At 72.1% G+C, this 26,825-nt stretch carries 20 protein-coding genes and 1 pseudogene; 10 read left to right on the top strand and 11 right to left on the bottom strand.

Annotated features, from left to right (window positions below):
- Positions 1–29 precede the first annotated feature (29 nt).
- Both coxB and PSEJ35_RS16450 read right to left on the bottom strand, forming a co-directional pair.
- Complete coding sequence (coxB, locus tag PSEJ35_RS0114700; protein ID WP_028918438.1) at positions 30–947, bottom strand: cytochrome c oxidase subunit II; 918 nt, start codon at positions 945–947, stop codon at positions 30–32.
- On the bottom strand, positions 944–1,441 hold the full coding sequence (locus PSEJ35_RS16450) for a DUF2244 domain-containing protein (protein WP_051412724.1): 498 nt from the start codon (positions 1,439–1,441) through the stop codon (positions 944–946). Before PSEJ35_RS16450 ends, coxB begins: the two co-directional genes overlap by 4 nt.
- A 233-nt stretch (positions 1,442–1,674) precedes the next feature.
- Between PSEJ35_RS16450 and PSEJ35_RS0114690 the strand changes: the two genes are divergently transcribed.
- From PSEJ35_RS0114690 to PSEJ35_RS16755, 3 genes are all read left to right on the top strand, one after another.
- Positions 1,675–2,388 (top strand): AraC family transcriptional regulator, encoded by a 714-nt coding sequence (locus PSEJ35_RS0114690; RefSeq protein ID WP_024870340.1) that lies wholly within the window; start codon positions 1,675–1,677, stop codon positions 2,386–2,388.
- 172 nt (positions 2,389–2,560) lie between these two features.
- On the top strand, positions 2,561–5,785 hold the full coding sequence (gene putA / locus PSEJ35_RS0114685) for a bifunctional proline dehydrogenase/L-glutamate gamma-semialdehyde dehydrogenase PutA (protein ID WP_028918437.1): 3,225 nt from the start codon (positions 2,561–2,563) through the stop codon (positions 5,783–5,785).
- Positions 5,786–6,007: 222 nt separating this feature from the next.
- Positions 6,008–7,159, top strand: coding sequence for a GGDEF domain-containing protein (locus PSEJ35_RS16755; RefSeq protein ID WP_051412713.1), 1,152 nt, complete (start codon positions 6,008–6,010; stop codon positions 7,157–7,159).
- A 732-nt stretch (positions 7,160–7,891) separates the two neighbouring features.
- On the opposite strand, the gene tyrS is transcribed toward PSEJ35_RS16755, so the two are convergent.
- Positions 7,892–9,109, bottom strand: coding sequence for a tyrosine--tRNA ligase (gene tyrS / locus PSEJ35_RS0114670; RefSeq protein WP_028918436.1), 1,218 nt, complete (start codon positions 9,107–9,109; stop codon positions 7,892–7,894).
- A 169-nt stretch (positions 9,110–9,278) separates the two neighbouring features.
- Here tyrS and PSEJ35_RS0114665 point away from each other — a divergent pair, with 169 nt between their 5' ends.
- A complete protein-coding gene (locus PSEJ35_RS0114665) occupies positions 9,279–10,694 on the top strand; it encodes a peptidoglycan DD-metalloendopeptidase family protein (protein ID WP_028918435.1) in 1,416 nt (471 codons plus the stop codon).
- Between the two features lie 159 nt (positions 10,695–10,853).
- Entirely contained in the window at positions 10,854–11,966 is a 1,113-nt protein-coding gene (locus tag PSEJ35_RS0114660) for an anhydro-N-acetylmuramic acid kinase (protein ID WP_028918434.1), read from the top strand.
- Between the two features lie 108 nt (positions 11,967–12,074).
- Here the strand turns inward: PSEJ35_RS0114660 and PSEJ35_RS0114655 are convergent, their stop codons facing one another.
- The 3 genes from PSEJ35_RS0114655 to PSEJ35_RS16435 form a co-directional block, all read right to left on the bottom strand.
- Positions 12,075–15,098 carry a TonB-dependent receptor gene (locus PSEJ35_RS0114655; RefSeq protein ID WP_028918433.1) on the bottom strand — a complete coding sequence of 1,008 codons (3,024 nt, stop codon included), beginning with the start codon at positions 15,096–15,098 and terminating at the stop codon, positions 12,075–12,077.
- An 82-nt stretch (positions 15,099–15,180) separates the two neighbouring features.
- The gene (locus PSEJ35_RS0114650) at positions 15,181–16,281 is read right to left on the bottom strand and encodes a FecR domain-containing protein (protein WP_028918432.1); all 1,101 of its coding nucleotides are present in this window, start codon (positions 16,279–16,281) and stop codon (positions 15,181–15,183) included.
- Positions 16,259–16,855, bottom strand: a complete 597-nt coding sequence (locus PSEJ35_RS16435) for a sigma-70 family RNA polymerase sigma factor (RefSeq protein WP_051412712.1) — start codon at positions 16,853–16,855, stop codon at positions 16,259–16,261. The genes PSEJ35_RS0114650 and PSEJ35_RS16435 overlap by 23 nt, the downstream gene beginning before the upstream one ends.
- A 103-nt stretch (positions 16,856–16,958) precedes the next feature.
- On the opposite strand from PSEJ35_RS16435, the pseudogene PSEJ35_RS17735 reads away from it, so the two are divergent.
- Both PSEJ35_RS17735 and PSEJ35_RS17730 read left to right on the top strand, forming a co-directional pair.
- A pseudogene (locus PSEJ35_RS17735) lies at positions 16,959–17,708 on the top strand (cyanophycinase); the annotation flags it as partial.
- A gap of 99 nt (positions 17,709–17,807) precedes the next feature.
- Complete coding sequence (locus tag PSEJ35_RS17730) at positions 17,808–18,884, top strand: isoaspartyl peptidase/L-asparaginase (protein ID WP_232207690.1); 1,077 nt, start codon at positions 17,808–17,810, stop codon at positions 18,882–18,884.
- Between the two features lie 24 nt (positions 18,885–18,908).
- Here PSEJ35_RS17730 and PSEJ35_RS0114635 read toward each other — a convergent pair whose 3' ends face one another.
- Positions 18,909–19,412 (bottom strand): O-acetyl-ADP-ribose deacetylase, encoded by a 504-nt coding sequence (locus PSEJ35_RS0114635; protein ID WP_232207689.1) that lies wholly within the window; start codon positions 19,410–19,412, stop codon positions 18,909–18,911.
- Positions 19,413–19,785: 373 nt separating this feature from the next.
- Between PSEJ35_RS0114635 and PSEJ35_RS16430 the strand changes: the two genes are divergently transcribed.
- The gene (locus tag PSEJ35_RS16430) at positions 19,786–20,367 is read left to right on the top strand and encodes a hypothetical protein (RefSeq protein ID WP_232207684.1); all 582 of its coding nucleotides are present in this window, start codon (positions 19,786–19,788) and stop codon (positions 20,365–20,367) included.
- Between the two features lie 24 nt (positions 20,368–20,391).
- Here PSEJ35_RS16430 and PSEJ35_RS0114625 read toward each other — a convergent pair whose 3' ends face one another.
- The 3 genes from PSEJ35_RS0114625 to PSEJ35_RS0114615 all read right to left on the bottom strand — a co-directional run bounded on the left by PSEJ35_RS0114625 (position 20,392) and on the right by PSEJ35_RS0114615 (position 22,831).
- Positions 20,392–20,619 carry a hypothetical protein gene (locus PSEJ35_RS0114625; RefSeq protein ID WP_028918429.1) on the bottom strand — a complete coding sequence of 76 codons (228 nt, stop codon included), beginning with the start codon at positions 20,617–20,619 and terminating at the stop codon, positions 20,392–20,394.
- 80 nt (positions 20,620–20,699) lie between these two features.
- On the bottom strand, positions 20,700–22,022 hold the full coding sequence (locus PSEJ35_RS0114620; RefSeq protein ID WP_028918428.1) for an MFS transporter: 1,323 nt from the start codon (positions 22,020–22,022) through the stop codon (positions 20,700–20,702).
- Positions 22,019–22,831, bottom strand: coding sequence for an exodeoxyribonuclease III (locus PSEJ35_RS0114615; RefSeq protein ID WP_028918427.1), 813 nt, complete (start codon positions 22,829–22,831; stop codon positions 22,019–22,021). Before PSEJ35_RS0114615 ends, PSEJ35_RS0114620 begins: the two co-directional genes overlap by 4 nt.
- Before the next feature lie 120 nt (positions 22,832–22,951).
- Between PSEJ35_RS0114615 and pyrE the strand changes: the two genes are divergently transcribed.
- Complete coding sequence (gene pyrE / locus PSEJ35_RS0114610; RefSeq protein ID WP_028918426.1) at positions 22,952–23,611, top strand: orotate phosphoribosyltransferase; 660 nt, start codon at positions 22,952–22,954, stop codon at positions 23,609–23,611.
- A gap of 22 nt (positions 23,612–23,633) precedes the next feature.
- The gene (locus tag PSEJ35_RS16425) at positions 23,634–24,335 is read left to right on the top strand and encodes a hypothetical protein (protein WP_156924828.1); all 702 of its coding nucleotides are present in this window, start codon (positions 23,634–23,636) and stop codon (positions 24,333–24,335) included.
- Positions 24,336–24,500: 165 nt separating this feature from the next.
- Here the strand turns inward: PSEJ35_RS16425 and PSEJ35_RS0114600 are convergent, their stop codons facing one another.
- Positions 24,501–26,822 (bottom strand): phosphomannomutase/phosphoglucomutase, encoded by a 2,322-nt coding sequence (locus PSEJ35_RS0114600; RefSeq protein WP_156924827.1) that lies wholly within the window; start codon positions 26,820–26,822, stop codon positions 24,501–24,503.
- Positions 26,823–26,825: the final 3 nt, after the last annotated feature.

Here is a 26,825-nt window from a genome sequence, read left to right as displayed (position 1 = left end):
GGCCGCGGCGCGGCCGTTGCGTGTACGGATCAGGCCTGGCCGGCGCCCTGCGGCGCCGCTTCGGGCGCGGCATCGGCGGCCGGGGCTTCGGCGCCTTCGGCTTCCCCGGCGGGCGCCGGGGCCGGTTCGGCGGCCGGCTTCTTCGAGGCCAGCCAGCGGGCGAAGTCTTCCTTGGAGACGGCTTCCACCACGATCGGCATGAAGCCGTGGTCCTTGCCGCACAGCTCGGCGCACTGGCCGCGGTACACGCCCGGCGTCTTGATCTCGGTCCAGGCATCGTTGATCAGGCCCGGGATCGCGTCCTGCTTCCAGCCCAGCGCCGGCACCCACCAGGCGTGGATGACGTCGTCGGAGGTGATGACGAAGCGGACCTTGGTGTCCACCGGCAGGACCAGGCGGTTGTCCACGTCCAGCAGGTAGTGCGGGTTCTTCTCGAAGTCCGGCTGCTCGCCGCTCTGGCGGATGCGGTCGGACTCGCGGTCCAGGCGGCTGGTGAACTCCACGCCCTCGCCCATGTACTCGTACTTCCACATCCACTGGTAGCCGGTGACCTTGACGGTCATCTCGGCATCGCGGGTGTCGTACATGGCGATCAGCTTGGCCGTGGCCGGCCACGCCATCGCGATCAGGATCAGCACCGGGATCACCGTCCAGATGACCTCGGCGGTGGTGTTGTGGCTGAACTGCGCGGCCACCGCGCCCTTGGACTTGCGGAACCGGATCATGGCCACGGCCATGGCGCCGAACACGACCAGGCCGATGATCACGCAGACCCACAGCGCGATCATGTGCGCCTCGTAGGCGTTCTGCGAGGAGGCGGTGACGCCGCGCCCCATGTTCAGCTGCCAGCGCTGCGGATCCGCCGACTGGGCCCAGGCCAGCACCGGCGCCGCCAGGAGCGCGCCCGCCGCCATCAACCGCTTCCACCATCCCTTCGCTTGCATCATTGCCTAGACCCTGGTTGCGTCATCGGTTGCGGCCGGTCGGCGGCCGCCAGGAATTCCTTCAAGCACCCCACCAGCTGGGAGCGTTCGGCCGGGCCCAGGAAAGCGCCCACCTCCACCCGCCTGCCGCTGGACGACAGCAGCACCCTGCCCTCGTCCCCCTCCACCCGCATCCGCACCCAGTGGGGATGGGCGCGGAAGACGGACTCGGTCCCGCGGCGGACTTCCACCGCCCCCGGACCGATGGCGATGTCCTCGCCACGTTCCCCGCTGCGCCACAGCCAGCGCAACGCCAGCGCGACCCCTGCGCTGTGCAGCAGGGCGAAGACCGGGGCGAACACGTTGCCGGCAAGCCAGCCCAGGCCGGCCACCAGCCACATCGCGCCCGCCAGGGCGGCGAACAGCACCCTGAACTGCGCGGCCGTCAGGGCCCGCGGCGGGCGCAACCGCAGCTGCGCACCGGGACCGCCGGCCCCCGTCGGGACCACCTCGATCATGTCGCCCACCGCCGCATGCCGGCTGCGGAAAACATCCGGATGGTAAGCGTTGAGCACATTCGGCGGCAACTTGCATTGATTCCGCTCAATGCCCGGCCGGGCGGGCGCGGCGCGGGGCGGTCGCCGGGCCCGCTTCCGCGCCAAGCGGCAGCGGGGCCGGCCGCGCCTGCGGCACACCTTTAAGATGTGTCCGCCCCGGTCGCCCCGACCCTGCCCCGCCGCCCCTGCCTGCCGTGAGCCCCGCCCCCCTCAACGTGGACGCCGCCGAGGTCGAGGCGCTGTTCGATTCGATCCCCGACGTCCTGTTCTTCATCAAGGACCGCGAGGGGCGCTACACCCACGTCAACGCCACCATGCTGCGGCGGCTGGGGCTGCGCTCGCGCCGGGAGATCATCGGCCGCCGCGCCAGCGAGGTTTACCCCAGCGGCATGGGCGCCACCTACGGCCTGCAGGACCAGCAGGTGCTGGGCGGGGCGGTGATCGACAACCTGCTGGAACTGCACCTGTTCTCCGACCGCGAGCCGGGCTGGTGCCTGACCTGCAAGCGCCCGCTGCGGATCGGCGGCGAGGTCGCCGGCCTGATCGGCATCTCCCGCGACCTGGCCAGTCGCGAGGGCCTGGAGGACGACTACCGCTCGCTTCGCGAGGCGCTGGTGCACATGAACCGGAACTACGCCGGCAACGTCCGCGTGCAGGACCTGCAGGCGATCACCGGCTTCTCCGCGTCCAAGCTCGAACGCACCTTCCACAAGGTGTTCCAGCTGTCGCCGCTGCAGCTACTGACCCGGATCCGGATCCAGGCGGCGATGCACCGCCTGCACGGCCCCGGCAGCATCGCCAGCATCGCCCAGGCCTGCGGCTTCGGCGACCAGAGCGCCTTCACCCGCCGCTTCGTCGCCCTGGTCGGGATGACCCCCAGCGAGTACCGCGCCCTGCGCCAGGGCTGAACGCGCGGCGGGCTTGTGCCGCGGCAGGCACGGTCCGCGCCGGAATCGGTCAAGCCAGCCGCCGGGGGCGCACGCGATCATGTCGCGCCCCCGGCCCACGCCCGTTCACGCCCGCCCCTCGCGGCAGCGCGAAACTGGCCGTGGCCGGCGTCCGCCCCTGCCGAGCGACACGATGAACGCCACTCCCTCCTCCTTCTCCAGCGCGCACGGGCACGGCCCGCTCCGCGTCGTCGGCGCGCCGCCGGTCTTCGACGCCCCGCCCGCCCCGCCCTCGCCACTGCGCGCGGCGATCACCGCCGCCTGGCTGCGTGACGAGACCACCCACGTGCGCGAGCTGCTCGAGCAGGCGCGCCTGGATCCGCAGCGCCAGGGCGAGGTCGACGCACTGGCCGCCGACCTGGTCCGCCGGGTCCGCGCCCGGGTCCACGACCAGGGCGCGATCGAGGCCTTCATGCGCCAGTACGACCTCGGCAGCGAGGAAGGCGTGCTGCTGATGTGCGTGGCCGAGGCGCTGCTGCGCATCCCCGACCAGGACACCGCCGACCGCCTGATCCGCGACAAGCTCGGCGATGCCGACTGGGAGAAGCACCTGGGCCAGAGCGAATCGGTGCTGGTGAACGCCTCGACCTGGGGCCTGATGCTCACCGGCAAGCTGGTCAACCTCAACGACATGACCCGCCACGACGTGCCCGGCGCCTTCAAGCGCCTGGTCGGCCGCATCGGCGAGCCGGTGGTGCGCCTGGCCGTGCGCCAGGCGATGCGGATCATGGGCCACCAGTTCGTCATGGGCCGCACCATCGGCGAGGCGCTGGCGCGCTCGAAGAAGGGCGACAACGCCAGCTACCGCTACTCGTTCGACATGCTCGGCGAAGGCGCGCTGACCATGAAGGACGCACAGCGCTACCTGCAGGCGTACCGCGACGCGATCCACGCCATCGGCCGCAGCGGCAACTACGTCGGCTCGGACGTGTTCGCCGCGCCGAGCATCTCGATCAAGCTGTCGGCGCTGTTCCCGCGCTACGAGCACGCCAAGCGCGAGCGGGTGATGGTCGAGCTGGCGCCGGCGGTGCTGGAACTGGCGCAGCTGGCCCGCTCCTACGGCATCGGCTACACCGTCGACGCCGAGGAAAGCGACCGCCTGGAGCTGTCGCTGGACGTCATCGAGGCCACCTACTCGCACCCGACCCTGGGCGGCTGGGAAGGCTACGGCCTGGCGGTGCAGGCCTACCAGAAGCGCGCGCCGTTCGTGATCGACTTCCTCGCCGGGCTGGCGCGCCGCGTCGGCCGGCGCATCCCGGTGCGCCTGGTCAAGGGCGCGTACTGGGACGCGGAGATCAAGCGCGCCCAGGTCGAGGGCCTGCCGGGCTACCCGGTGTTCACCCGCAAGCAGAACACCGACGTGTCCTACCTGGCCACGGCCAGGCGCATGTTCGCCAACAGCGACGCGATCTACCCGATGTTCGCCACGCACAACGCTCAGACCATCGCCGCGATCCGCGCCATCGCCGACGGCCGCCCGTACGAGCACCAGAAGCTGCACGGCATGGGCGACGACCTCTACGCCGAAGTGGTGCCGGCCGACCGCCTGGGCGTGCCGTGCCGCGTGTACGCACCGGTGGGCAGCCACGAGGACCTGCTGCCGTACCTGGTGCGCCGCCTGCTCGAGAACGGCGCCAACTCCAGCTTCGTCAACCGCATCACCGACGAGAACGTGCCGGTGTCCGACCTGGTCCAGGACCCGGTGGCCACCGTCTCCGGCTTCGAATCGATCCCCCATCCGCGCATTCCGCTGCCGCGCGACCTCTACATCCAGCAAGGCTTCGACAGGAACAACTCCATGGGCGCCAACCTCGCCGACGACCTCGAACTGAAGGCCCTGGCCGCGCGCCTGGGCGAGCACGCCGGCCCGTACAGCGCCGGTCCGCTGGTGCCCGGCGCGACCCCGGCGGAGGCCTCGCTGCCGGTGACCAGCCCGGCCGACCGCCGCCAGGTCGTCGGCCACTGGCAGCCGGCCGACGCGGCCACCGTGCAGCGCGCGCTGGCCAACGCCGCCGCCGCGCAGCCGGCCTGGGATCGCACCCCGGCCGCCAGCCGCGCCGCGATCCTCGAGCACGCCGCCGACCTGCTCGAGCAGCGCATGGCGCAGTTCATGGCCCTGTGCGTGCGCGAGGCCGGCAAGACCCTGCCCGACTCGGTGGCCGAGGTGCGCGAGGCGGTCGACTTCCTGCGCTACTACGCCGGCCAGGCGCGGCGCCAGTTCGGCGCGCCGGAGCACCTGCCCGGCCCGACCGGCGAATCCAACGAGCTGCGCCTGCAGGGTCGCGGCGTGTTCGTCTGCATCAGCCCGTGGAACTTCCCGCTGGCGATCTTCCTGGGCCAGGTGGCCGCGGCGCTGGCTGCCGGCAACAGCGTCATCGCCAAGCCGGCCGAGCAGACCAACCTGGTCGGCCACGCCGCGGTGAAGCTGCTGCACGAAGCCGGCGTGCCCACCGAAGTGCTGCAGTTCGTGCCGGGCGACGGCGCCACCGTCGGCGCGGCGCTGACCTCCGACCCGCGCGTGGCCGGCGTGGCCTTCACCGGCTCGACCGAGACCGCGCGCGCGATCAACCGCGCCCTGGCCGCGCGCGAGGAAGCGCCGATCGCGGTGCTGATCGCCGAGACCGGCGGCCAGAACGCGCTGATCGCCGACTCCTCGGCGCTGCCCGAGCAGCTGGTCAAGGACGCCATCGCCTCCGCGTTCACTTCCGCCGGCCAGCGCTGCTCGGCCGCGCGCGTGCTGTTCGTGCAGGAGGACATCGCCGACAAGGTGGTGACCATGCTCGCCGGCGCGATGGCCGAGCTGAAGGTCGGCGACCCGGGCCTGCTGTCCACCGACGTCGGCCCGGTGATCGACGAGGACGCCCGTTCGGTGCTGGAAGCGCACGCGCGGCGGATGGACGCCGAGGCGAAGCTGATCGCCATCGCCCCGTCGGATGCGTCGCTCGAGCACGGCACCTTCTTCCTGCCGCGCGCCTACGAGCTGCAGTCGCTGGCGCAGCTGCAGCGCGAGGTGTTCGGCCCGGTCCTGCACGTGGTGCGCTGGAAGGCCGACCAGCTCGACGCGGTGATCGACCAGGTCAACGCCACCGGCTACGGGCTGACCCTGGGCATCCACTCGCGCATCGACGAAACCGTCGAGCGGATCGCCTCGCGGGCCAGGGTCGGCAACATCTACGTCAACCGCAACCAGATCGGCGCGGTGGTCGGCGTGCAGCCGTTCGGCGGCCAGGGCCTGTCCGGCACCGGCCCCAAGGCCGGCGGCCCGCACTACCTGCTGCGCTTCGCCACCGAGAAGACGGTGACGGTGAACACCACCGCCGCCGGCGGCAACGCCTCGCTGCTGACCCTGGGCGACTGAGCCCGGCAGGGCGGCCGCTCCCCGCGCCGCCCTTCGCCCGCCCGGCCGGGGCCCGCCCAGCGGCGGCCGCGGGCGCCCCTCCCGCCTGTCCCCGTCCCGGCCGCCGGCCGGGGCGGCCCCGTGCGCCCGTCACCGCGGTTCCGTGACGTCCTTGGCCGCTTGCGGCCGCGGTTGGCCGCTATAGTCGTTCTGGCACCGCGATCGCGCTGCCCGGGGAGGCGGATGACCACCGACTTCTACAACCTGCTGCTGGCCGACTGCGCCCTGGCGTTCATCCTGCTGGGCCTGTTCTGGTACGTGTCGCGGGTCTCGCGCGGCGTGCGCGGCATCGCTTCCTGGGGCGTGGGACACTTCTTCTACTCGCTCGGCGCGGCGATGCTCGACGGCACCGCCCAGCAGCTGGAGCGCGCCGGCGCCACCGCCGCGACCGCCCCGGTGGCCGCGGCGGGCGGGATGTTCGCCTGCGGCGGACTGGCGGTGCTGGCCGGCTCGGTGATCAAGTTCGTGCAGCAGCGCGAGCAGACCCGCAGCGAATGGCTGCTGGTCCCGGCGCTGGCCGCGCTGTCGCTGCTGGCCTGGCTGGCCGGCGACGCGATCGACGGCCAGGGCGCGGCGATGAGCCTGGCCGAGCTGGTCCTGCTGGGGGTGATGCTGTGGCAGCTGCGCCACCTCGACGTGCCGCCGCTGCGGGTGCCGGCGCGGCTGATGGTGATCGGCGCGGCGGTGCTGGCCTGGCTGTACGCGCGCGACCTGCTGCAGGCGCTGACCGGCCAGTACGGGCCCAACGACGCCTGGGTCAACGTCGACCTGTCGCTGTGGTACCTGATCAACTTCTGCATGCTGATGCTGGCCAGCTTCCGCGCCGCCGAATCGCTGCGCCAGACCGCGATGCTCGACCCGCTCACCGGCACCCTCAACCGCCGCGGCCTGTTCGCCCGCCTCGACCCGGACCTGGAACGGCTCACCCGTGAAGCGCACCTGGCGGTGATCGCACTGGACCTGGACCGCTTCAAGCGGGTCAACGACCGCTACGGCCACGAGATCGGCGACCTGGTGCTGCAGAAGACCAGCGACACGATCCGCGGCCAGACCCGCGAGTACGACGTGTTCGCCCGCACCGGCGGCGAGGAGTTCGTGATCGTGGTGACCGGCCCGGACGCCCGCAACGCGCAGCAGCTGGCCGAACGCATCCGCATCGCCCTGGCGACCATGCGCATGGACCCGCCCGCCCCGCCGGTCCGCGTCACCGCCAGCCTCGGCGTATCGCTGTGCAACCGGCCGATGTCGCTGTCGATGCTGATGCGCGCTGCCGACGAGGCCCTCTACACCGCCAAGCGCGCCGGCCGCGACTGCGTGGTCACCCACACGCTGTAGCCCGGATAAGGCCAAAGGCCGCATCCGGGTTCCAGCCCCTCTTTTCCCTGGAGTGAGGCGGCATGTTGCGCGCCACTGGCGCGCATGCCGCCAAACGCCCGCGGCCGATGGACGCGGGCGGGGCGCGATGCGGGGATCGGGAGAGGGGAGAAAAGAACGAAGCCACGTCCCAAGAGCAACCCGAAGACGCGGTAGCGCGGGGTATGCTGCAAGCAGCACGTGGATGTGCTGCGTTCACGCGTTGGAGCAGGACGCGGAACCGGGCGATGCGGCATACCCCCGTGCTGCCGCGGCTCCGCCCGAAGCCAGCTCAACCCAACCCCGTTGCCGTTGCTGTCGATACCCGACGTCGCCACCTGAGCAGTCGGATGTCACGCCACCCGCGTGCCGAAACCATCAGTCGGGACCAGACCCTCTCCCTGCCCTGCCCTGCTCCGCGCCGCGGCCCGCGTCCACGGCGCCAACGTTCGACGGCATGCGCGCCAGTGCTGCGCGGACATGCGGTCTCACCGCGGCGGGAGAGTGAGACGAAGATCGAAGCCACGACCCAAACGCGCCCGAAAACGCGGTAGCGCGGGGGTATGCCGCAAGCAGCACATGGATGTGCTGCGTTCGCGCGTTGGAGCAGGACGCGGAACCGCGCGATGCGGCATACCCCCGTGCTGCCGCGGCTCCGTCCGAAGCCAGCTCAGCCCAACCCCGTCGCTGTCGCTGTTGCTGTTGTTGAAGAGATCAACCCACGACCAGGCGGACGCGCGCGAAGTTGCGCTTGCCGACCTGGAGCACGCCCTCGAAGCCCGGCGCGAACACCCTGGAAGCGTCCTCGACCACCTCGCCGTCGACCTTCACCGCCCGTTCCTTGAGCTTGCGGTTGGCCTCCGAGTTGGACGGCGTGATGCCGGCGGCGGTCAGCAGCGCGGCGATGCGCAGGCCCTCGGCCGGCACCGCGACGTCCTGCAGCGGCAGCAGCGAAGTGTCGCCCTGGCCGGTGACCGCAGCGTGCCAGCCGGCGATTGCCGTTTCCGCCGCGGCCGCGTCGTGGAAGCGCGTGGCCAGCTCGCGCGCCAGGCGCAGCTTGATGTCGCGCGGGTTCATGCCCGCGGCCACGTCCTCGCGCAGCTTGCGCGCCTCCTCGGCGGAGATCTCGAAGCTCAGCAGCTCGATCCACTTCCACATCAGCTCGTCGCCGATCTTCATCGTCTTGTTGACGATGTCGATCGCCGGCTCGGCGATGCCGACGTAGTTGCCCAGCGACTTGCTCATCTTGTTGACGCCGTCCAGGCCTTCCAGCAGCGGCATGGTCAGCACCACCTGCGGCGCCTGCCCGTAGTGCTCCTGCAGGCCGCGGCCCATCAGCAGGTTGAACTTCTGGTCGGTGCCGCCCAGCTCCACGTCGGCCTGCAGCGCCACCGAGTCGTAGCCCTGCACCAGCGGGTAGAGGAACTCGTGGATGGCGATCGACTGCTGCGCCGCGAAGCGCTTGGAGAAGTCGTCGCGCTCGAGCATGCGCGCCACCGTGTGCTGGCCGGCCAGGCGGATCATGTCCGCGGCCGACATCTTGCCGAACCACTCGCTGTTGAAGCGGACCTCGGTGCGCTCGCGGTCCAGCACCTTGAACACCTGCTCGGCGTAGGTCTCGGCATTGGCCAGCACGTCCTCGCGCGACAGCGGCTTGCGGGTGGCGTTCTTGCCGGTCGGGTCGCCGATCATCCCGGTGAAGTCGCCGATCAGGAAGATCACCTGGTGGCCCAGGTCCTGGAACTGCCGCATCTTGTTCAGCAGCACCGTATGGCCCAGGTGCAGGTCCGGCGCCGTCGGGTCGAAGCCCGCCTTGACCCGCAGCGGGCGGCCGAGCTTCAGCCGCGCCTCCAGATCCTCGCGCTTGAGGATCTCATCGGCGCCGCGACCGATGAGGGCGAGGGATTCTTCGACGGACTTCTCGGAAAACACGGGGACTCCAGGCGTGGGGCGATGACAAACTTGAATGGAATGTTACGTGCGGGTTAACCGGAAGGCCAGATGAAAGTCCAGCACCATCAATGGTTTGACGCACTAGTTTGAGGTGTCTATTTTACCCGCCAGTGGGCCGCACCCCGGGGTCCCGTGAAGGAAGTCAAGCATGCCCCTCACCGACCACGGCCGCGTCCGCAAGCAGCAGTTCCACGACCGCCTCGGCATCCTTCACCACCAGACCCTCCACCGCAAGCTGAAAGAGCGGTTTCCCGCCGCCTTCAACCAGCGCTGGACCCGCCGCCACTGGCTCCACGCCAGCCTGTTCGCCACCCTCGGCGCCCTGCTGGCCACGATCGTCCCCGGTTTCTCCTCGCAGCTGCAGCCGGCCTCGCAGGCCAGCGCGGTGCTGCCACTGCAGCTGCCGCCGCTGACCGTGCGCGCGCCGGCCGGCGACGGCACCGAGACCTTCTGGGAAGTGGTGGAGATCGAGCGCGGCCAGACCCTGGGCCAGGTGTTCGAGACCATGGGCCTGCCGGTGGCGACCATGCACCGGATCCTCGAGAACCCCGCCAACCGCGAGCCGCTGACCCGCCTGCGCCCGGGCGCCGAGCTGGGCTTCGCCCTTGACCACGAGGGCGGCCTGCGCGGCTTCCGCTTCGACCGCAGCCCGACCCAGCGCGTGGAGCTGGACCTGCGCGGCGACAGCATCCGCGAGAAGGTGCTCGAGCGCGCCACCACCACCCGCGTGGCCGTGGCCAGCGCCGAGATCGACCGCTCGCTGTACGCCTCGGCGGTGAAGGCCGGGCTCAGCCCCGCCGCCATCGCGGTGCTGACCGACGAGATCTTCCGCTACGACATCGACTTCAAGGACGTGCAGCCGGGCGACCGCTTCAGCGCCGTGGTCGAGGAGACCTGGCGCGACGGCGAGCGCATCGGCACCGGCCGCATCCTCGCCGCCAGCTTCACCACCGGCAACAAGACCTATACCGGCTTCCGCTTCGAGCGCAACGGCAAGGCCGAGTACTTCACCGCCGACGGCCGGCCGCTGAAGAAGAGCTTCATCCGCATGCCGATCCCGTATGCGCGCCTGTCCTCGAAGTTCGGCGCCCGCCGCCATCCGGTACTGGGCAGCATGCGCATGCACAAGGGCGTCGACTATGCGGCCAGCACCGGCACCCCGATCATGGCCGCCGGCGACGCCAAGGTGCAGTTCGTCGGCCAGCAGCGCGGCTACGGCAACGTCGTCATCCTCGACCACGGCCGCGGCCACACCACGCTGTACGCGCACATGTCGCGCTTCGGCAAGGTCCGCAAGGGCCAGCAGGTCGGACAGGGCACGGTGATCGGCTACGTCGGTTCCACCGGCCTGGCCACCGGCCCGCACCTGCACTACGAATTCCGCGTCAACGGCCAGCACCGCAACCCGCTGTCGGTGACCATGCCGCCGCCGGAACCGCTCAAGGGCGCCGAGCTGGCCGCGTTCAAGGCCGCCACCGCGCCGGCGCTGGCGCGCATGGAATCGATGGAAGCGCTGCTGTACGCCAAGGCCGACGTGCCGGCGAGGAAGGAAAAGCGCGGCTGAGCCCCGCCACGCGCCGGCGCAGAGCCACCGGCGTGACCGCCCAGCGCAGGCTGCGCGTGCCCGGGCTGCGGACCACCACGCCCGACGCACCACCCCGCGCATCGCACTCGACGTGACCTGCCCCGGATGCGACGTGCCGGCCCGGGCTACGATGCGCGCATGTCACGCCTCTTCCTCGGACTGATCTCCGGCACCAGCGCCGACGGCATCGATGCCGCGCTGGTCGAATTCCCCGACACCCCCGGCACCGCCGGCCTGCGCCTGCTCGCCGCGCGCACCACGCCGTGGGCGTCGCAGCTGCGCGCGCGCCTGGTCGCGCTGGGCCAGGGCGGCGAGCCGGAATCGCTGGACGAACTGGGCCGGCTCGACGTGCAGGTGGCGGTCGCCTTTGCCGACGCCGCGCTGGGCCTGCTGGAGGCGGCCGGCGTCGCGCCGGGAGAGGTCGCGGCGATCGGCTCGCACGGCCAGACCATCCGCCACCGCCCGCACGGCGAGGCGCCGTTCACCATGCAGATCGGCGACGGCAGCGTGATCGCCGAGCGCACCGGCATCGCCACGGTCGCCGACTTCCGCCGCCGCGACGTCGCCGCCGGCGGCCATGGCGCGCCGCTGGTGCCGGCCTTCCACGCCGCCCTGCTGCATTCGCCGCAGGAAGACCGCGCCGTGCTCAACCTCGGCGGGATCGGCAACTACACCCTGTTGCCGCGGGCCGGCGCGGTGCGCGGTTTCGACACCGGCCCGGCCAATGCCCTGCTCGATGCCTGGTGCCAGCGCCATACCGGCGCGGACTTCGACGCCGACGGCGCGTTCGCGGCCAGCGGCAGCGTGGACCCGGCGCTGCTGCAGCGGCTGCTGGACGATCCGTGGTTCGCGCTGCCGCCGCCGAAGAGCACCGGCCGCGAGCAGTTCCACCTGGACTGGGTGCAGGCGCGGCTGGCCGGCCACGAATCGCCGGCCGACGTGCAGGCGACCCTGCTGGAACTGAGCGCGGCCACCGCCGCCGGGGCACTGCTCGCGCACCAGCCCGGCACCACGCGGGTGATCGCCTGCGGCGGCGGCGTGCGCAATCCGCGCCTGCTCGAACGCCTCGCCGCGCGCCTGCCGGGCGTGGCGATCGAGGACACCGCCGCCTACGGGCTGGATCCGGATTTCGTCGAGGCGATGGCCTTCGCCTGGCTGGCGCGGCAGACCCTGGCCGGCCGCCCCGGCAACCTGCCGGCGGTCACCGGCGCGCGCGGCCCGCGCGTGCTGGGCGTGGTGCATCCAGCCTGACCCGCCAGGTCCAGCCGAATCCCCAATCCCCAATCCCGAACCCCGAACCCCGAAACGCCACCGGGCCCGCATGGGGCCCGGTGGGTTGCTGTCGGGTGGACTCGCGGCCTACAGCCCGCTGCCGCCGAACTGGTGGGTGTACTGCAGGTTGATCGTGCGACCGACCGAGTCGAACCAGGAGATGTCGTAGTACGGATACGCCGTGTAGGTCGGATCCTTCGGCGGCATCTTGTTGGCCAGGTTGGTGATGGCCAGGCTCAGGCGCGAGTGGTCGTTGAAGCGGAACTGCGCCGAGGCGTTGTAGCGGTAGGTCGCCGGGATCCACGGACCCGGGTCGCCGTCCTCCCACACCTGGTCGTACGACCAGCCGTTCGGCAACCGGCCCAGGCGCGAGCCATACAGCGTCACCGTCCACGGACCGCGATCCCAGCCGATGCTGGCGTTGCTCTTGGTCCGCGGGATGTCGAAGCCGCTGTTGGTGGCGAACTGGTCCTCGACCGGATCGCCCGGGAACTGCTGGAACTCGTGCTCCTTCACCCAGGTGTGGTTGAAGGTGAGGGTGAAGCGGCCGATGCCGGTCTCCAGGCGGTAGCGCGCGGCCACGTCGACGCCGCGGGTGCGCTCGCGGGCGACGTTGATCGGCGCCACCGAGATCCCGTACAGGCTGCCATTGGCGCTGCGGGTGACACGGGCCAGCGCGTCGACGCAGGTCGGCGAGGTCGCCGGCAGCTCGCCGAGGCGGCAGGCGGCCTCGTCGCGCAGGATCGCGTCCACGCTCATGTCCTGCACCTGGTCGCGCATGTCGATGTCGAACCAGTCGGCCGACAGGTCCAGGCCTTCCAGCGGCGACCACACGAAGCCGGCGGTCCAGGAAGTGCTGGTCTCCGGTTCCAGGTCGCGGTTGCCGGCGCGGGTGCGGATCAGGCCCTCCTCGTAGTCGGAGCAGTCGTCGGCGTCGTCGAGCAGGCAGTTGTAGTAGTCGTTGCCGGAGGTCTCGTCGTTGCCGACGCCGGCGTAGACGTAGTGCAGGTCCGGCGCGCGGAACGCGGTGCCGTAGGAGCCGCGCACCAGCAGGCTGTCCAGCGGACGCCACTCCAGGCCGGTGCTCCAGGTCGCCTTGCCGACGCTGTTGCCGGAATAGCGGTACTGGTCGTAGCGGCCGGCCAGGCTCCAGCTCAGCGACTCCAGCAGCGGCATGCGCAGCTCGGCCGCGCCGGCCCAGCGGTTGCGGCTGCCGTGGCCGTCGGAATCCTTCCAGCTGTAATAGTAGTACTGCGTCGCCAGCGGGTCGGGGTTTAGGTCGTAGCTCTGGTGGCCGTACTCGACCGTGGCGGCGAAGCCGGCATCGCCGCCGGGCAGCGCGAACAGGTCGGCGGTGCTCACCGTCGCCGCCAGGGTCGCGGTCTCCGACTGCGGGTGGTAGACCGTGCGCGCGGCGATGCTGTCGTACTCGGCGCGGCTGAGCGGCCGGTACAGGCGCGACGGGTCGGCGTCGAACACCGGGAAGCCGTCGTCGTCCACGCCCAGCTGCGGGCCGAGGAACAGGTCGTTGGCGCGCGCGGCGACGATCTGCGGCCAGCTGATCCTCGCCTTGTACTGCGACCAGCTCAGCGAGGCTTCGTAGTCCCAGTCGGCGGCGAAGCTGCCCTGGAAGCCGGTGGTCAGGCCGAAGGTCTTCTGCGTGGTCTCGACCATGCCGCGGTCCAGCCCGCCCATTTCCTCCGGCGAGAACTGGCGCTGCCAGTACTCCACCTGGCCGGTGGCCTGGTTGTAGAAGTAGCCCTCCTCGTTGCCGTCCGGCGCCATGTAGCTCCACGAGGACACGTCGCGGAACAGCTCGACCTGGTGGTGGCCGGCCTGCACGTCGGCGAACCACTGGTGGCCGTTGCCGAAGTCGTAGTTCAGCGAGGCATAGCCATTCACGCCGCGGCGCTTGCTGAGGATGGTGCCGTAGCCGATCGACTCGTCGCTGCCGCAGTAGTAGCCGTAGCGCGGCCGGTAGGCGTAGTAGGTGGTGCCGCCGTTCTGCCCGGACAGCGCGTCGCAGGTGGCCTGGCCCGGGTCGATGTAGTCGTCCCACCAGTCGGTGCGCAGCCAGGCGCGGCGGGCGATCTGCGAGTTGGCGGTCGGGCCGTCCTTGGTCGAATCCTGGATGTCGCGCTCGTAGGCCCACAGCGGGGTCTGCGACTGCACGTCGATGCTGTACACGCCGCTGAAGCCGCCGCGCCCGAAGCCGCTGACCAGGCTGGCATCGAACGACTCGCCGCCGCCTTCGGTCGTGGTGCCCAGGCGCATGTCGACGATGGTGCCGTCGGCCTTCTTCTTGAGGATGAAATTGACCACGCCGGAGATCGCGTCGGAGCCGTAGATCGCCGAGGCGCTGCCGGTCAGCACCTCCACCCGCTCGATCATCGCGATCGGGATGCTGGAGATGTCGGTGAAGTTGCTGCGGCCCTTGAACGGCATCGGGAAGTCGGCGATGCGGCGGCCGTTGACCAGCACCAGGGTGTGGTTCGGGCCGAGGCCGCGCAGGTCGACCTGCTGCGCGCCCGGCGAGAAGTCGGCGCCGCTGGCCGACTGCTGGCTCTGGGTCTCGCCGCCGTTCTGGGTCATCGCCCGCAGCACGTCCGGCACCGAGGTGAAGCCGTTGGCGCGGATCTCCTCGGCGGTGACCACGCTGATCGGCGCCGGGCCCTCGATCTGCGCGCGCGGGATGCGCGAACCGGTCACCGTGACCGTGTCGATCTCCACCACCGGCTCCCCGGCCGGGGCGCTGCCGGCGGAAGCCTCCTGCGCCTGCGGCGCCGGGGCGCGGCGCCGCGCCGGCGGTTCCACCCGCGCCACCAGCACCGCGCCGCTGGCGTCGCGGCGGGCGCTGAAGCCGCTGCCCTGCAGCAGCTGCTGCAGCGCCTGCTCGGTATCGGCCGCGCCCTGCACCCCGGCGGTCTGCCGGCCGCGCAGGTCGTCGGCCCGGTACACGAGCTGGGTATCGGACTGGCGCGCCAGCGCGTTCAGCGCGGCGGCCAGGTCGCCGGCCGGCACGTTGATCGGGCCGGCAGCCTGGGCGGCCTGCGCCGCCAGCACGGCGGAACAGGCCAGGGTCAACAGCAGGACACGCGACGGGTGACGCATCGGTTTTCTCTCCCCGGTGCCGGGACGGCACTCTTTTGTTGCCATGACGAACGAGGCGGCCGCTTCCCCCATTGCCGCCCGCTCAGCGCGAGTGCAGGACGATCCGGTCCGGGTGGCGCTCGGCGCGCACCGGGAAGCCCTGCTCCAGTAACCCGACGAAGGCGTCCAGCCCGGACCAGCGGAAGTGGCCGCCGATCCGCAGCTGCGCCACCGCCGGATCGGCCAGCTCCAGGCGGCGGGTGTTGAAGCGGTTGAACTCGGCCGCCGCCTGCGCCAGCGGCGCGTCGTCGAAGACCAGGAAGCCGCTGCGCCATTCCACGTAGCGGGCCGCTTCCTCCGGCGGCAGCGAGCGCACCAGCACGCCGTTGCGGCCGACGGTGGCGACGCTGCCGGCCGGCAGCAGCGAGACCGGGAGGTTGCGCCCCCCGCCGGCGCCGTCCAGCCGCACCCGGCCCTCGGTCACCACCACCCGCAGCGTGTCGGCGTCGCGGCGCACCGCATAGCGGGTGCCGACGGCGACGGCGCGGTGGCCGTCGGCTTCGACCACGAACGGCCGCCCGGCCTCGTGGGCGACCTCGAAGAAGGCCTCGCCGCGCAGCAGGGCGACGTGGCGTTCGCCGCGGTCCATGCGCACCTGCAGCCGGCTGTCGCTGCTGAGCGTGGCCTTCGAGCCGTCGGCCAGCGCCACCTCGACCACCTTCCCGACCGCGCTGGCGTAGGCGGCCTCCTGCCGGCCGCCCAGCTGCCAGGCGCCCCAGCCCAGCCCGCCGGCCACGGCCAGGACGAAGCCGGCGGCCAGCGCGCGCGGCCAGCGCGCGGGGCGTGGTGCAGGCCGGCGCGGGGCGAAGGACACCGCGCGCAGGTCCGGCAGGGCGTGGGTCCGGGCGGCCAACGCCGGCGGGTCGTCGGCACCGGCCGGTTCGGCCCGCGGCGCGCCGGCGGCGGCCCATCCGGCCCACTGCCCGCGCCCGGGCACGCTGCCCGGCGCCAGGCCGGCGGCCAGCGCCTTCAGCCGCGCGGCCTCGTTCCAGGCCGCCTGCAGGCGCAGGAAGGCGACGCGGTGCGCGGTCGACCCGGCCAGCCACGCCTCCAGCGCCTGCTGGTCCTGCGCGCCCCACTGGCCGCCCTCGCGTCGCGCCAGCCAGGCCGCGGCGGTGCGTTCAATCTTCCTGCTGTCGTCCATGTCCGTGCTCGTGCTCCATGCCGGCTCCATCCCCGCGGCGGCGTGCGGGCCGCGGCAACGGCCCGCCCCCGTACAGGTGGTCCGCGATCAGGCGCATGCCCTTGGCCAGGTGCTTTTCCACGGTCCTCCCGCTGATGCCCAGCCGCTGGGCCACCTCGTTCTGCGACAGCTCCTCGACCCGGCGCAGCCACACCACCTCGCGGCAGCGGCCGGGCAAGCGGTCCAGCGCCTCCACCAGCCGGCGCAGGGCCTGACGGGTGCCGGTCCAGCGCTCCGGCGAGACCTCGTCGATCAGGTAGACGTTCGACGGGTCGAAATCACCCACCGGCTCGATCGACACCACCTTGCCGCGGCGGGCGCGGTCGGCCATCAGGTGGCGGGCGGTGGCGAACAGGAAGGCCTTCGGCGCGGTCGGGCGGCTGCGCGCGGCGGCCTCGTAGATCCGCACGTAGATCTCCTGGCGCAGGTCGTGCAGCTCGTCGCGGTGCGGCCAGCAGCGTTGCAGGTAGTGCATCAGCGCGCGCTCGTGCGCCAGCACCTCGCAGGCGAACCAGTCGTCGAATTCGGTGGACATCGCCGCACTCTAGCCGACCGGCATGGGGGAATGCGGTCCCCAGTTCGTCTAGGCTGTGGTAGCCGGCGCGGCGCTTCGCCGCGGCCCACACACGGAGTTGCGGATGAAGATGCGCGGTATGCGGAAGATGGTCGCGTTCGCCCTGGGCTGCCTGCTGGCGGCGCCGGTGCTGGCCGCCGACTATGGCCACCACCTGCTGGGCGACCCGAAGGCGAAGACGCCCGGCAAGGTCGCTCCCGGCCTGCTGCTGATGGGCGGCGGCGACCGCAACCACGACGCGCTGCGCTGGTTCATGGACAAGGCCGGCCACGGCCACATCGTCGTGCTGCGCGCCTCGCTCGGCGGCGAGATCGGCGAGGAGTTCTACAACGAGGTCGGCGGCATCGCCTCGGTGGAGACCTTCGTGTTCAAAGACCGCGAGGCCGCTTCCGACCCGGCGATCCTGCGCGCGCTCAAGCGCGCCGACGGCATCTTCATCGCCGGCGGCGACCAGTCGCGCTACGTGCGCTACTGGCGCGGCACGCCGGTGGCCACAGCGCTGGACGCGCACGTGCGCGCCGGCAAGCCGCTGGGTGGCACCAGCGCCGGCCTGGCGATCCTCGGCGAGTACCTCTACGGAGCGATGGACGGCGGCAGCATCACCAGCCCGCGCGCGCTGGCCAACCCACTGGGCGACGAGGTCACCATCGAGACCGGTTTCCTCCACCTGGACCTGCTCGAGGGCGTGGTGACCGACACCCACTTCAGCGAGCGCAACCGCCTCGGCCGGCTGCTGGCCTTCGTCGCCAAGGCCGAATCGATGGCCGGCCGCCCGCTGCTCGGCCTGGGCGTGGACGAGGACGCAGCGGTGGCGGTGGAAGCCGACGGCACCGGCCGCGTCTACGCCACCGCGCCGGGCGCCGGCGCCACCGTGGTCCGCGGCCGCTTCGACGCGCAGGCCGAGGACGAGCCGATGCGCCAGGGGCGTTTCGAGGCGGTGGTCGCCGGCACCGGTTCGACCCTGCACCTGCCTTCCGGCAAGGTCGACAACCCCGCCTCGCGCCGCGCCTACGCGGTGCGCGACGGCGTGCTGGCGGCGCTGGAGCAGCCGCTGCTGGTGATCCATGCCGGCGCCGGCGTCGAGCCGGGCGACCTGACCCCCGCCGAGGAGGACGCCGCGCGCGCGGCGCTGGCCGAGGCCCTGCGCGCCGGCCACGCGAAGCTGCAGGCGGGCCAGCCGGCGCTGGAGGCGGTGACCGCGGCGGTGACCGTGCTGGAGGACGCGCCGATGTTCAACGCCGGGCGCGGCGCGGTGTTCACCCACGACGGCCGCAACGAGCTGGACACCTCGATCATGGACGGCGCCAGCGGCCGCGCCGGCGCGGCGGCGGGCCTGCACCGCGTGCGCAATCCGATCACCCTGGCACGCGCGATCATGGAGAAGTCGCGCCACGTGATGATGGTCGGCGACGGCGCCGAGATCTTCGCCAAGGAACAGGGCATCGCCCTGGTGGATCCTTCGTACTTCCGCACCGAGAAGCGCTGGCGGCAACTGCAGAAGGCGCTGCAGGACGACAGCAGGCCGCATGCGCTGCACTCGAACGCGCCGGCCAAGGCCTACTTCGGCACCGTCGGCGCGGTGGCGCTGGACGCCGACGGGCGCCTGGCCGCCGGCACCTCCACCGGCGGCATGACCAACAAGCGCTACGGCCGCGTCGGCGACTCGCCGATCATCGGCGCCGGCACCTGGGCCGACGACCGCTGCGCGGTGTCGGGCACCGGCTGGGGCGAGTTCTACATCCGCACCGCCGCCGCGCACGAGATCTGCGCGCGCGTGCGCCTGTCCGGCGACAGCATCGCCCGCGCCAGCGAGCAGGTGATCAACGGCATGATCCCGAAGGCCGGCGGAGACGGCGGCGCGATCGCCCTGGACGCGCAGGGCAAGGCCGCCTTCCCGTTCAACACCGGCGGCATGTACCGCGGCTGGATCGGCGCCGATGGCGTGCCGCACGTGGCCATCTACCGCGACGACCCCCTGCCGCTGCCCTGAGCAGCGGTCGCCGGCGTGCCGGGGCTAGATGCCGGGCACGCCGGCCAGCTCGCTTTCGTAACGCAGCAGGTCGTCCACCGAGTAGCGGCAGAACACCACCTCGTGCACCCGCTGCGCCGGGAACGCGAGCACCGTCTCCACCGCGATCGGCGCGGCCAGGTCGGGCGGGAAGCCGTACACGCCGGTGCTGATCGAGGGGAAGGCGACCACCAGGCAACCGTGGGCCTCGGCCAGCACCAGGCTGTTGCGGTAGCAGGCCGCCAGCAGCTCCGCTTCGCCCGCGCCGCCGCCGCGCCATACCGGGCCCACGGTATGGATCACGTGCCGCGCCGGCAGGCGGTGGCCGCCGGTGATGCGGGCCTCGCCGGTGGGGCACCAGCCCAGCCCGCGGCATTCCTCCAGCAGGCCCGGGCCGGCGGCGCGATGGATCGCGCCGTCCACCCCACCGCCGCCGAGCAGCGAGGAATTGGCGGCGTTGACGATGGCGTCCACCCGCAGGGTGGTGATGTCCGCAGCCACGGCCCGCATCCTCAGCGGCATTGCCTGCAACTCCCGGGGAACGGCGTCCGCCACGTCCGGCTCCCTCCTCGTGTGTCCTTCCAAGAGTGCCACGGTGTGCGGGGGCCGATGAGGCCACGCAGCCCGACCCGCCAGCGGCCAGCTGAAGCGGCGCACAGCGTTCCAGCGGTGATGCCGAGGGCGGGCGCGGCCGACGTTAAGATTCCGCCACCCCATCCGCCCCCGGTGCCCCGCATCCGGCCGGCGACCACCCCGCGCAACCTCCCCCCAGGGTTCCCGCCGCGGACAAAGAACTGCACACCCTCCTGGCCCACGTGGGCCGTTCCGCGCTGCTGGCGCTGATCATGGCCGCCCCCGTGGCCCTCCTGTACGCCGACATCCAGTGGCTGCGCGACAGCTGGGCGAATGGTCGCTGGTCGAGCTCACCCAGCTCGGTTTCCTGTTCGCCACCGTCCTGGCATTCGCCCGGGTCGCCCGCGCGCGCGCCGACGAGCGCGGCTTCGCGGTGCTGGCCGCCGGCTTCTTCGCCTCGATGCTGATCCGCGAGCTGGACGCGGTCTGGGACCTGCTCTTCCGCGGCCTGTGGTCGATCCTGGTCGCCGGCGTGGCCGCCGCCAGCCTCGGCTACGCCCTGCGCCACCGCCAGTCGACGCTGGCGGCCACCGCGAGCCTCCTGCGTTCGCGCGCCAGCACGGTGATGACCATCGGCCTGGTGCTGCTGCTGATCTACTCGCGCCTGTTCGGCATGACCGCGCTGTGGGAAGGCCTGCTGGCCGACAACTACGTGCGCGTGGTCAAGAACGCCGCCGGGGAGCGCACCGAACTGCTGGGCTACACCCTGGTCATGGCCGCCGCGCTCACCTACGCCGCGCAGCGCCTGCGCGAGCGGCGCAATGCGCTGGCCGGCGGCGGCGCCCGCGCCACGCAGGGCTACGCGCAGGCACGCACCCGGCTGCCGCAGTAGCGCCGCAGCCCCGGCGGGCCGGCCTCAGAAGCTGCGCCCGGCCGGCACTTCCTTCAGCGCGGCGATCGCCGCGGCCAGGGCGTCCACTTCCTGGTCCTCGAACCCGCCGCGGACTTCCTGCTCGCAGGCGAACAGGCCCTGCTCCAGCAGGCGCAGGATGGTCTCGTGCTGGGTCCAGCCGCGGGCGGCGGCCACCCGGCGGATGCGCTCGGCCAGGATCGCGTCGATGTCCTGCAGCAGCAGGTCGGTCATGGCGGTCCCCTTCGGCATGGTCGACGACGGCCAAGACTGCCACGATTCGCCGGCGTCGGCATGCCTTTCCACCGGCGTTCTCAACCGTCCGCCGGAACCGGCGCCGCCTCGCGGATCCGCGGCCACAGCCAGGCCAGCAGCAGCAGGGTCGGGACCACGGTCAGGGCGCTGAGCAGGAAGAAGGTGCCGTAGGAACTGGCTTCCACCACGTAGCCGGATACGCCGCCGGCGAACTTGCCCGGCAGGTTGGCCAGCGACACCATCAGCGCGAACTGGGTCGCGGTGAAGTCGCGGTCGGTCAGCGAGGACATGAACGCGACCAGGGTGGTGCCGGCGAAACCCTGGGCGACGTTGTCGGCGGTGATCGCCGCATAGAACGCCCACAGCTCCGATGGATGCTTCGCCATCAGCAGGAAGGCCAGGTTGGACAGGGCCACGCCCAGCGCCGCCACCAGCAGCATCCGGCGGAAGCCGAACGCCGCCACGCACATGCCGCCCAGGAACGCCCCGCCGATGCCGGCCCAGATCCCGTACAGCTTGGACACCGTGGCGATGTCGGCCTTGGTGTAGCCCGAATCCAGGTAGAACGGCCCGGCCATTACCCCGATCACCTGGTCGGGGAACTTGAACAGGCCGACGAACACCAGCAGGGCCAGCCCGAAGGCCACGCCGTTGTTGCGGAAGAAGCTGGAGAACGGCTGCCAGAACGCGCCGAGGAAATCGATCCGGCGCTGCACCGTCATTTCCGGCGCCACCGGCTCGCGGCTGGACAGCGTGGCCAGCAGCGGCAGCAGCATCAGCGCGGCCATGCCCAGGTAGGCGATCCTCCAGCCGGCGAAGTCGGCCAGGTACAACGCGCCGGCGCCGCCGAGGATCAGGCCGATGCGGTAGCCGAGGGTGTAGGTCGCCGCCAGCGCCGCCTGGGCGTTGGCCGGGGCGATCTCGATGCGGTAGGCGTCGACCACCGAATCCTGGGTGGCGCCGCAGAACGAGGTGAACAGCACCCAGCCCACCAGTGGCGCCACGCCCAGTTCCGGGCGCACGAAGGCCAGCGCGGCCAGGCCGGCGACGATGCCCAGCTGCGCCGCCAGCAGCCACGAGCGGCGGCGCCCGAACAGGCCCAGCGGCCGGAACACGTAGCGGTCCAGCAGCGGCGCCCAGACGAACTTGAACAGGTAGAAGAAGCTGGCCAGGCTGATCAGGCCGATGCTGCCCAGGTCCAGGCCGGAGTCGCGCAGGCGCGTGGACAGGGTCATCGAGGCGATCGGCAGGAACGGCAGGCCGCAGCCGAAGCCCAGCAGCGCCAGGGTCAGCGCCGACGGCGTGCCGAAGGCGCGGCGGATGCCGGCCCAGCCCTTGTAGCCCTTCGTGGCCGCCCCGGCGGCCGGCGTGGCGCCGCTCACTTGCCGGCGTCCGCGTAGTCGACGGTGAACGGCGCGTGGTCGGAGAAGCGCTGCTCGCGGTAGATCGAGCACGCCCGCGCCCGCTGGCCCAGCGCCGGGGTCACGAACTGGTAGTCGATGCGCCACCCCACGTTGTTGGCGCGCGCGGCGCCGCGGTTGCTCCACCAGGTGTAGTCCTGGCCCTGCGGATGCAGCCTGCGGTAGGCATCGACCCAGCCGCCGGCGCGCGGCGGCGTGCCGTCGCTGCCGCCGTCGTCGCAGAGCATGCCGTTGAGCCAGGCGCGCTCGGGCGGCAGGCAGCCGGAGTTCTTCTGGTTGGAGGTCCAGTTCCTGATGTCCAGGCGGCTGCGCACGATGTTCCAGTCGCCGCACAGCACGTAGTCGCGGCCGCTGGCCAGCCACTGGTCGAGGATCGGCCGCAGCCACTCCATCACCTCGAACTTGTAGCCCTGGCGCAGCTCGCCCGACGAGCCGGACGGGATGTAGAACGAGACCACGCTCAGGTTGCCGAAGCGTGCCTCGATGTAGCGGCCTTCCTCGTCGAAGTCCGGGCGGCCCAGCGCGGTGCGCACCTCGTCCGGCTCGCGCTTCGCATAGATCGCAACGCCGCTGTAGCCCTTCCTGGTGGTGGCGTCGCGGTAGAAGCAGTGGTGGCCGTCCGGGCGGAAGCGCGGATCGGTGAGCTGGTCCTCCTGCGACTTGGTCTCCTGCAGGCACACCACGTCGGCGTCCTGGGCCTGGAGCCAGTCGAAGAAACCCTTGGTCGCGGCGGAGCGGATGCCGTTGGCGTTGAAGCTGATGATGCGCATGCAGGAAAACCGGTCGGACAGGCGGCTAGCCTAACCAATCCCGGCGGCCCGTAGGCCGGCATGGCCCGCCCGGGCCGGCGCGCGGCGGTATCCTATTGGCCCCCCTCACTTTCCGCCGCGATGTCCGACCACCGCACCCGCTTCCTGCAGCTGGCCCTGGACGCCGACGCGCTGCGTTTCGGCGAATTCACCCTCAAGTCCGGGCGGCTGTCGCCGTATTTCTTCAACGCCGGCCGCTTCGACAGCGGCGCCAGCCTGGCGGCGCTGGCGACGTGCTATGCCGATGCGATCGACGCCGCCGGGGTGGAGTTCGACCTGCTGTTCGGCCCGGCCTACAAGGGCATTCCGCTGGCCACGGCGCTGGCCTGCGAGTACGCCCGCCGCGGCCGCGACCTGCCGCTGGCGTTCAACCGCAAGGAAGCCAAGGCGCACGGCGAGGGCGGCAGCCTGATCGGCGCGCCGCTGGCCGGGCGCAAGGTGCTGGTGGTGGACGACGTGATCACCGCCGGCACGGCCATCCGCGAGGCGCTGGGCATCATCGCCGGCGCCGGCGGCACCGCGGCCGGGATCGTGGTCGCCCTGGACCGGCAGGAGATCGCCGGCGAGCAGGACCGCCGTTCGGCCGCCCAGGCGGTGTCCGCCGAGGCCGGCGTGCCGGTGCTGGCGGTGGCCGGCCTGGCCGACCTGCTTGCATTCGCCGACGGAAAGGACACACTTTCGGCATTCCGCGCACCGCTGCAGGCCTACCGCGCCCGCTACGGCTGCCAAACCAACGGCTGAGTGACAGCAGGGGGCTGCCGTGATGCCAGTGACGAAGACATGGCGACCGCTGCTGGTCGCGCTGTTGGCCGCCGTGGCCTTGCCCGTCGCGGCGCAGGAAAAGGCCGGCAAGAAGAAGCTCTATTGCTGGGACCAGGACGGCAAGCGGATCTGCGCCGATTCGCTGCCGCCGGAGGCGCTGGGCGTCGCCCGCGAGGAGATCAGCTCCGGCAGCGGCATGATGCGCACTACCGCAGAGGTGCAGCGCGCGCTCACCGACGTCGAGCGCGCCGCCCAGGCCGAGGAGGAGGCCGTGCGCCGCACCGAGGCCGCCGCCGCCGAGACCCGCCGCCGCACCGACCAGGCCATGCTCACCTCGTTCCAGACCGAGGACGAACTGCGCCGCGTGTTCGCCGAGCGGGTCAACCTGGTCGACAACAGCATCGCCACCACGCGCTACAACGTCACCAGCCTGCGCGAGGGCCTGGTCACCCTGCTGCGCACCGCCGGCGAGCGCGAGCTGTCCGGCAAGCCGGTGCCGGAGAAGATCGCCAACGACATCCGCGCCCGCCACGCCCAGCTGCGCTACAACACCGCCCTGCAGGCCAGCTACGAACGGCAGCGCGGCGAGCTGGACACCGAGATCGAGCAGACCCTGCAGCGCTACCGCGAGCTGAAGGGCATCGCCCCGGCCGCCGGCGACGCCGGCGCCGCCACGGCAGCGGCGACTCCACCGGCGCCGTAAGCGGACCTGCGCGCCGGCGCGCCCGGCCGGATTCACCCGCCCCGGCGTCCTCCAACCCCGTAGAGCGGGGCTTGCCCCGCTGCTCTTCCCGTGGCGTCGCTCCACCAGGCGGGGGAGTCGGGCAGGCCCGACTCTACGGGGTGATCTTCCGGAGAGGGAGGCGGATCAGAAATCCAGCGCCGCGTCCGGCAGCAGCGCGCGCAGCTGCTCGCGGTACAGGTCCTTGATCCGCCGCAGCGCGGCATCGTCGTCGGCCTCGAAGCGCAGCACCAGCACCGGCGTGGTGTTGGACGCGCGCAGCAGGCCCCAGCCGTCGCTCCAGTCGGCACGCAGGCCGTCGATGGTGGTCAGGCGTGCGCCGGCGAACGGCGACTCCTCCACCTGCGCGGCCTGGACGAAGCGCTCCACCAGCGCGTGTGGATTGCCCTCCACCGGCACCTTGATCTCCGGCGTGGAAACGCCGCCGGGCAGCTCGTCGAGCACCTCCGACGGGGTCTCGAAACGGCCGGCGAGGATTTCCAGCAGGCGCGCGGCCGAGTACAGGCCATCGTCGAAGCCGTACCAGCGCTCCTTGAAGAAGAAGTGGCCGCTCATCTCGCCGGCCAGCTCCGCCTCGGTCTCGCGCATCTTGGCCTTGATCAGCGAATGCCCGGTCTTCCACATCATCGGGCTGCCGCCGTTGCGCAGGATGTAGTCCTGCAGGCGGCCGGTGCACTTGACGTCGTAGATCACCAGCGCGCCGGGATTGCGCTGCAGCACGTCGGCGGCGAACAGCATCAGCAGGCGGTCCGGGAAGACGATGCGGCCTTCCTTCGTCACCACGCCCAGGCGGTCGCCGTCGCCATCGAAGGCCACGCCCAGGTCGGCGTCGAAGCGCTGGACCATCTGCACCAGGTCCTCGAGGTTGCGCGGCTCGCTCGGGTCCGGGTGGTGGTTGGGGAAGTTGCCGTCGACCTCGCAGTACAGCGGGATCACCTCGGCGCCGATCGCCTCGAGCAGGCGCGGGGCGATGTCGCCGGCGACGCCGTTGCCGGCGTCGACCACGACCTTCAGCGGGCGCTCGGCCTGCACGTCGTCGGCGATGCGGCGGATGTAGTCCTCGTCCACCGACTGCTGCTGCAGCGAACCGGGCGCGGCGGCCTGCAGCAGGCGGCCTTCGCGGATGCGCTCGCACAGGTCCTGGATCGCGTCGCCGGAGAGGGTCTCGCCACCGACCACGATCTTGAAGCCGTTGTAGTCCGGCGGGTTGTGGCTGCCGGTTACCGCCACGCCGCTGCCGGCGCGCAGGTGGTAGGCGGCGAAATACACCACCGGCGTGGGCACGCGGCCCACGTCGATGACGTTGCGCCCGGCGCGGCGCAGGCCTTCGACCAGGCCGGCGGCCAGCTCGGGGCCGGACAGGCGGCCATCGCGGCCGACCACGATGTCGGTCAGGCCCTTCTCTTCCATCAGGTTGCCGATGGCCTGGCCGATCAGCGTGGCGACCTGCGGGGTGAGGTCGCGACCGACCACGCCGCGGATGTCGTAGGCGCGGAAGATGCCCGGGTCGATCTCGACCCCGATGGCCGCCGGCGCCGGGGTGGCCGCACGCGCGGCGGGCGCAGCCGGGGCCGAGGCCTGCTCGCGCTGCAGGGCCTCGCCCAGGGTCGGTTCGGCGTCCCCGGGCTCCTCGGCGGCCTTGCGGACCTTCAGCTTCGGCAGCTTGCCCTGCGCCATCAGCAGCACCAGCACGGCCAGCACCAGCAGCAGGCCGGCCAGGACCAGGCACTGCAGCGCACCCAGCCCGAACGGGCCGCTCTCCACGTCCGGCAGCGCGGCGGCGGCGCGCAGGCCGGTCTTGCCGACCTCGCGCGACAGCACGTCGGCGCTGCTGGCCAGCGAGCCGTCGCCGCGCTCGGCGACGTTGTAGTTGCCCTGGCGCAGCGCCAGGTAGGCGCCATCGGGCACCGGCGCCTGTTCGACGGCGGCGGTGACCACGCCCAGCGGCAGGCGCACGTAGACCACCGCCGGCGCGCCAGACACGGTCGCCGGCGCGGCCACGCCCAGCCACGGCTTGCCTTCCTCGCGCACGATCATCGCCGTGGCGGCGTTGTCGGCCAGCGCCTTCTCCAGCAGGCCCAGGCGCGCGTAGCCGAAACTGGCCGTGTCGGCGTAGGCCGGGGCCAGGCTGGCCGGCAGGAACTGTGCCGGGCCGGCGCCGTTCCAGCCATCGACCAGGGCGGTGCCGGCGGCGGCGGTGTCGCTGCTGGCCAGCGCGGCCTGCACGTCTTCCCGGGCCAGCCGCATGGCCAGTTCGCGGGTCTGCGCGGCGATGGCGGTTGTCGCCGCCGAGACCATCTGGTCGCGCGCCGCGCCCAGCTGCCCGGCACGGACGTCGCCGCGCCACTGCTGCACCCCGCTCCAGCCGACCCACGCGGCGATCAGCACCAGCAGCACCGCCAGCAGCGGTCCACTGCGCTTCACCTGCGCTCCCCGTCCTGTATCCATCTG

This window comes from Pseudoxanthomonas sp. J35 (genome assembly GCF_000513995.1).
In the GTDB taxonomy this organism is placed as follows: domain Bacteria; phylum Pseudomonadota; class Gammaproteobacteria; order Xanthomonadales; family Xanthomonadaceae; genus Pseudoxanthomonas.
Note: the sequence above shows the minus strand (reverse complement) of the source record. Positions and strands in the feature narration are given on the sequence as shown.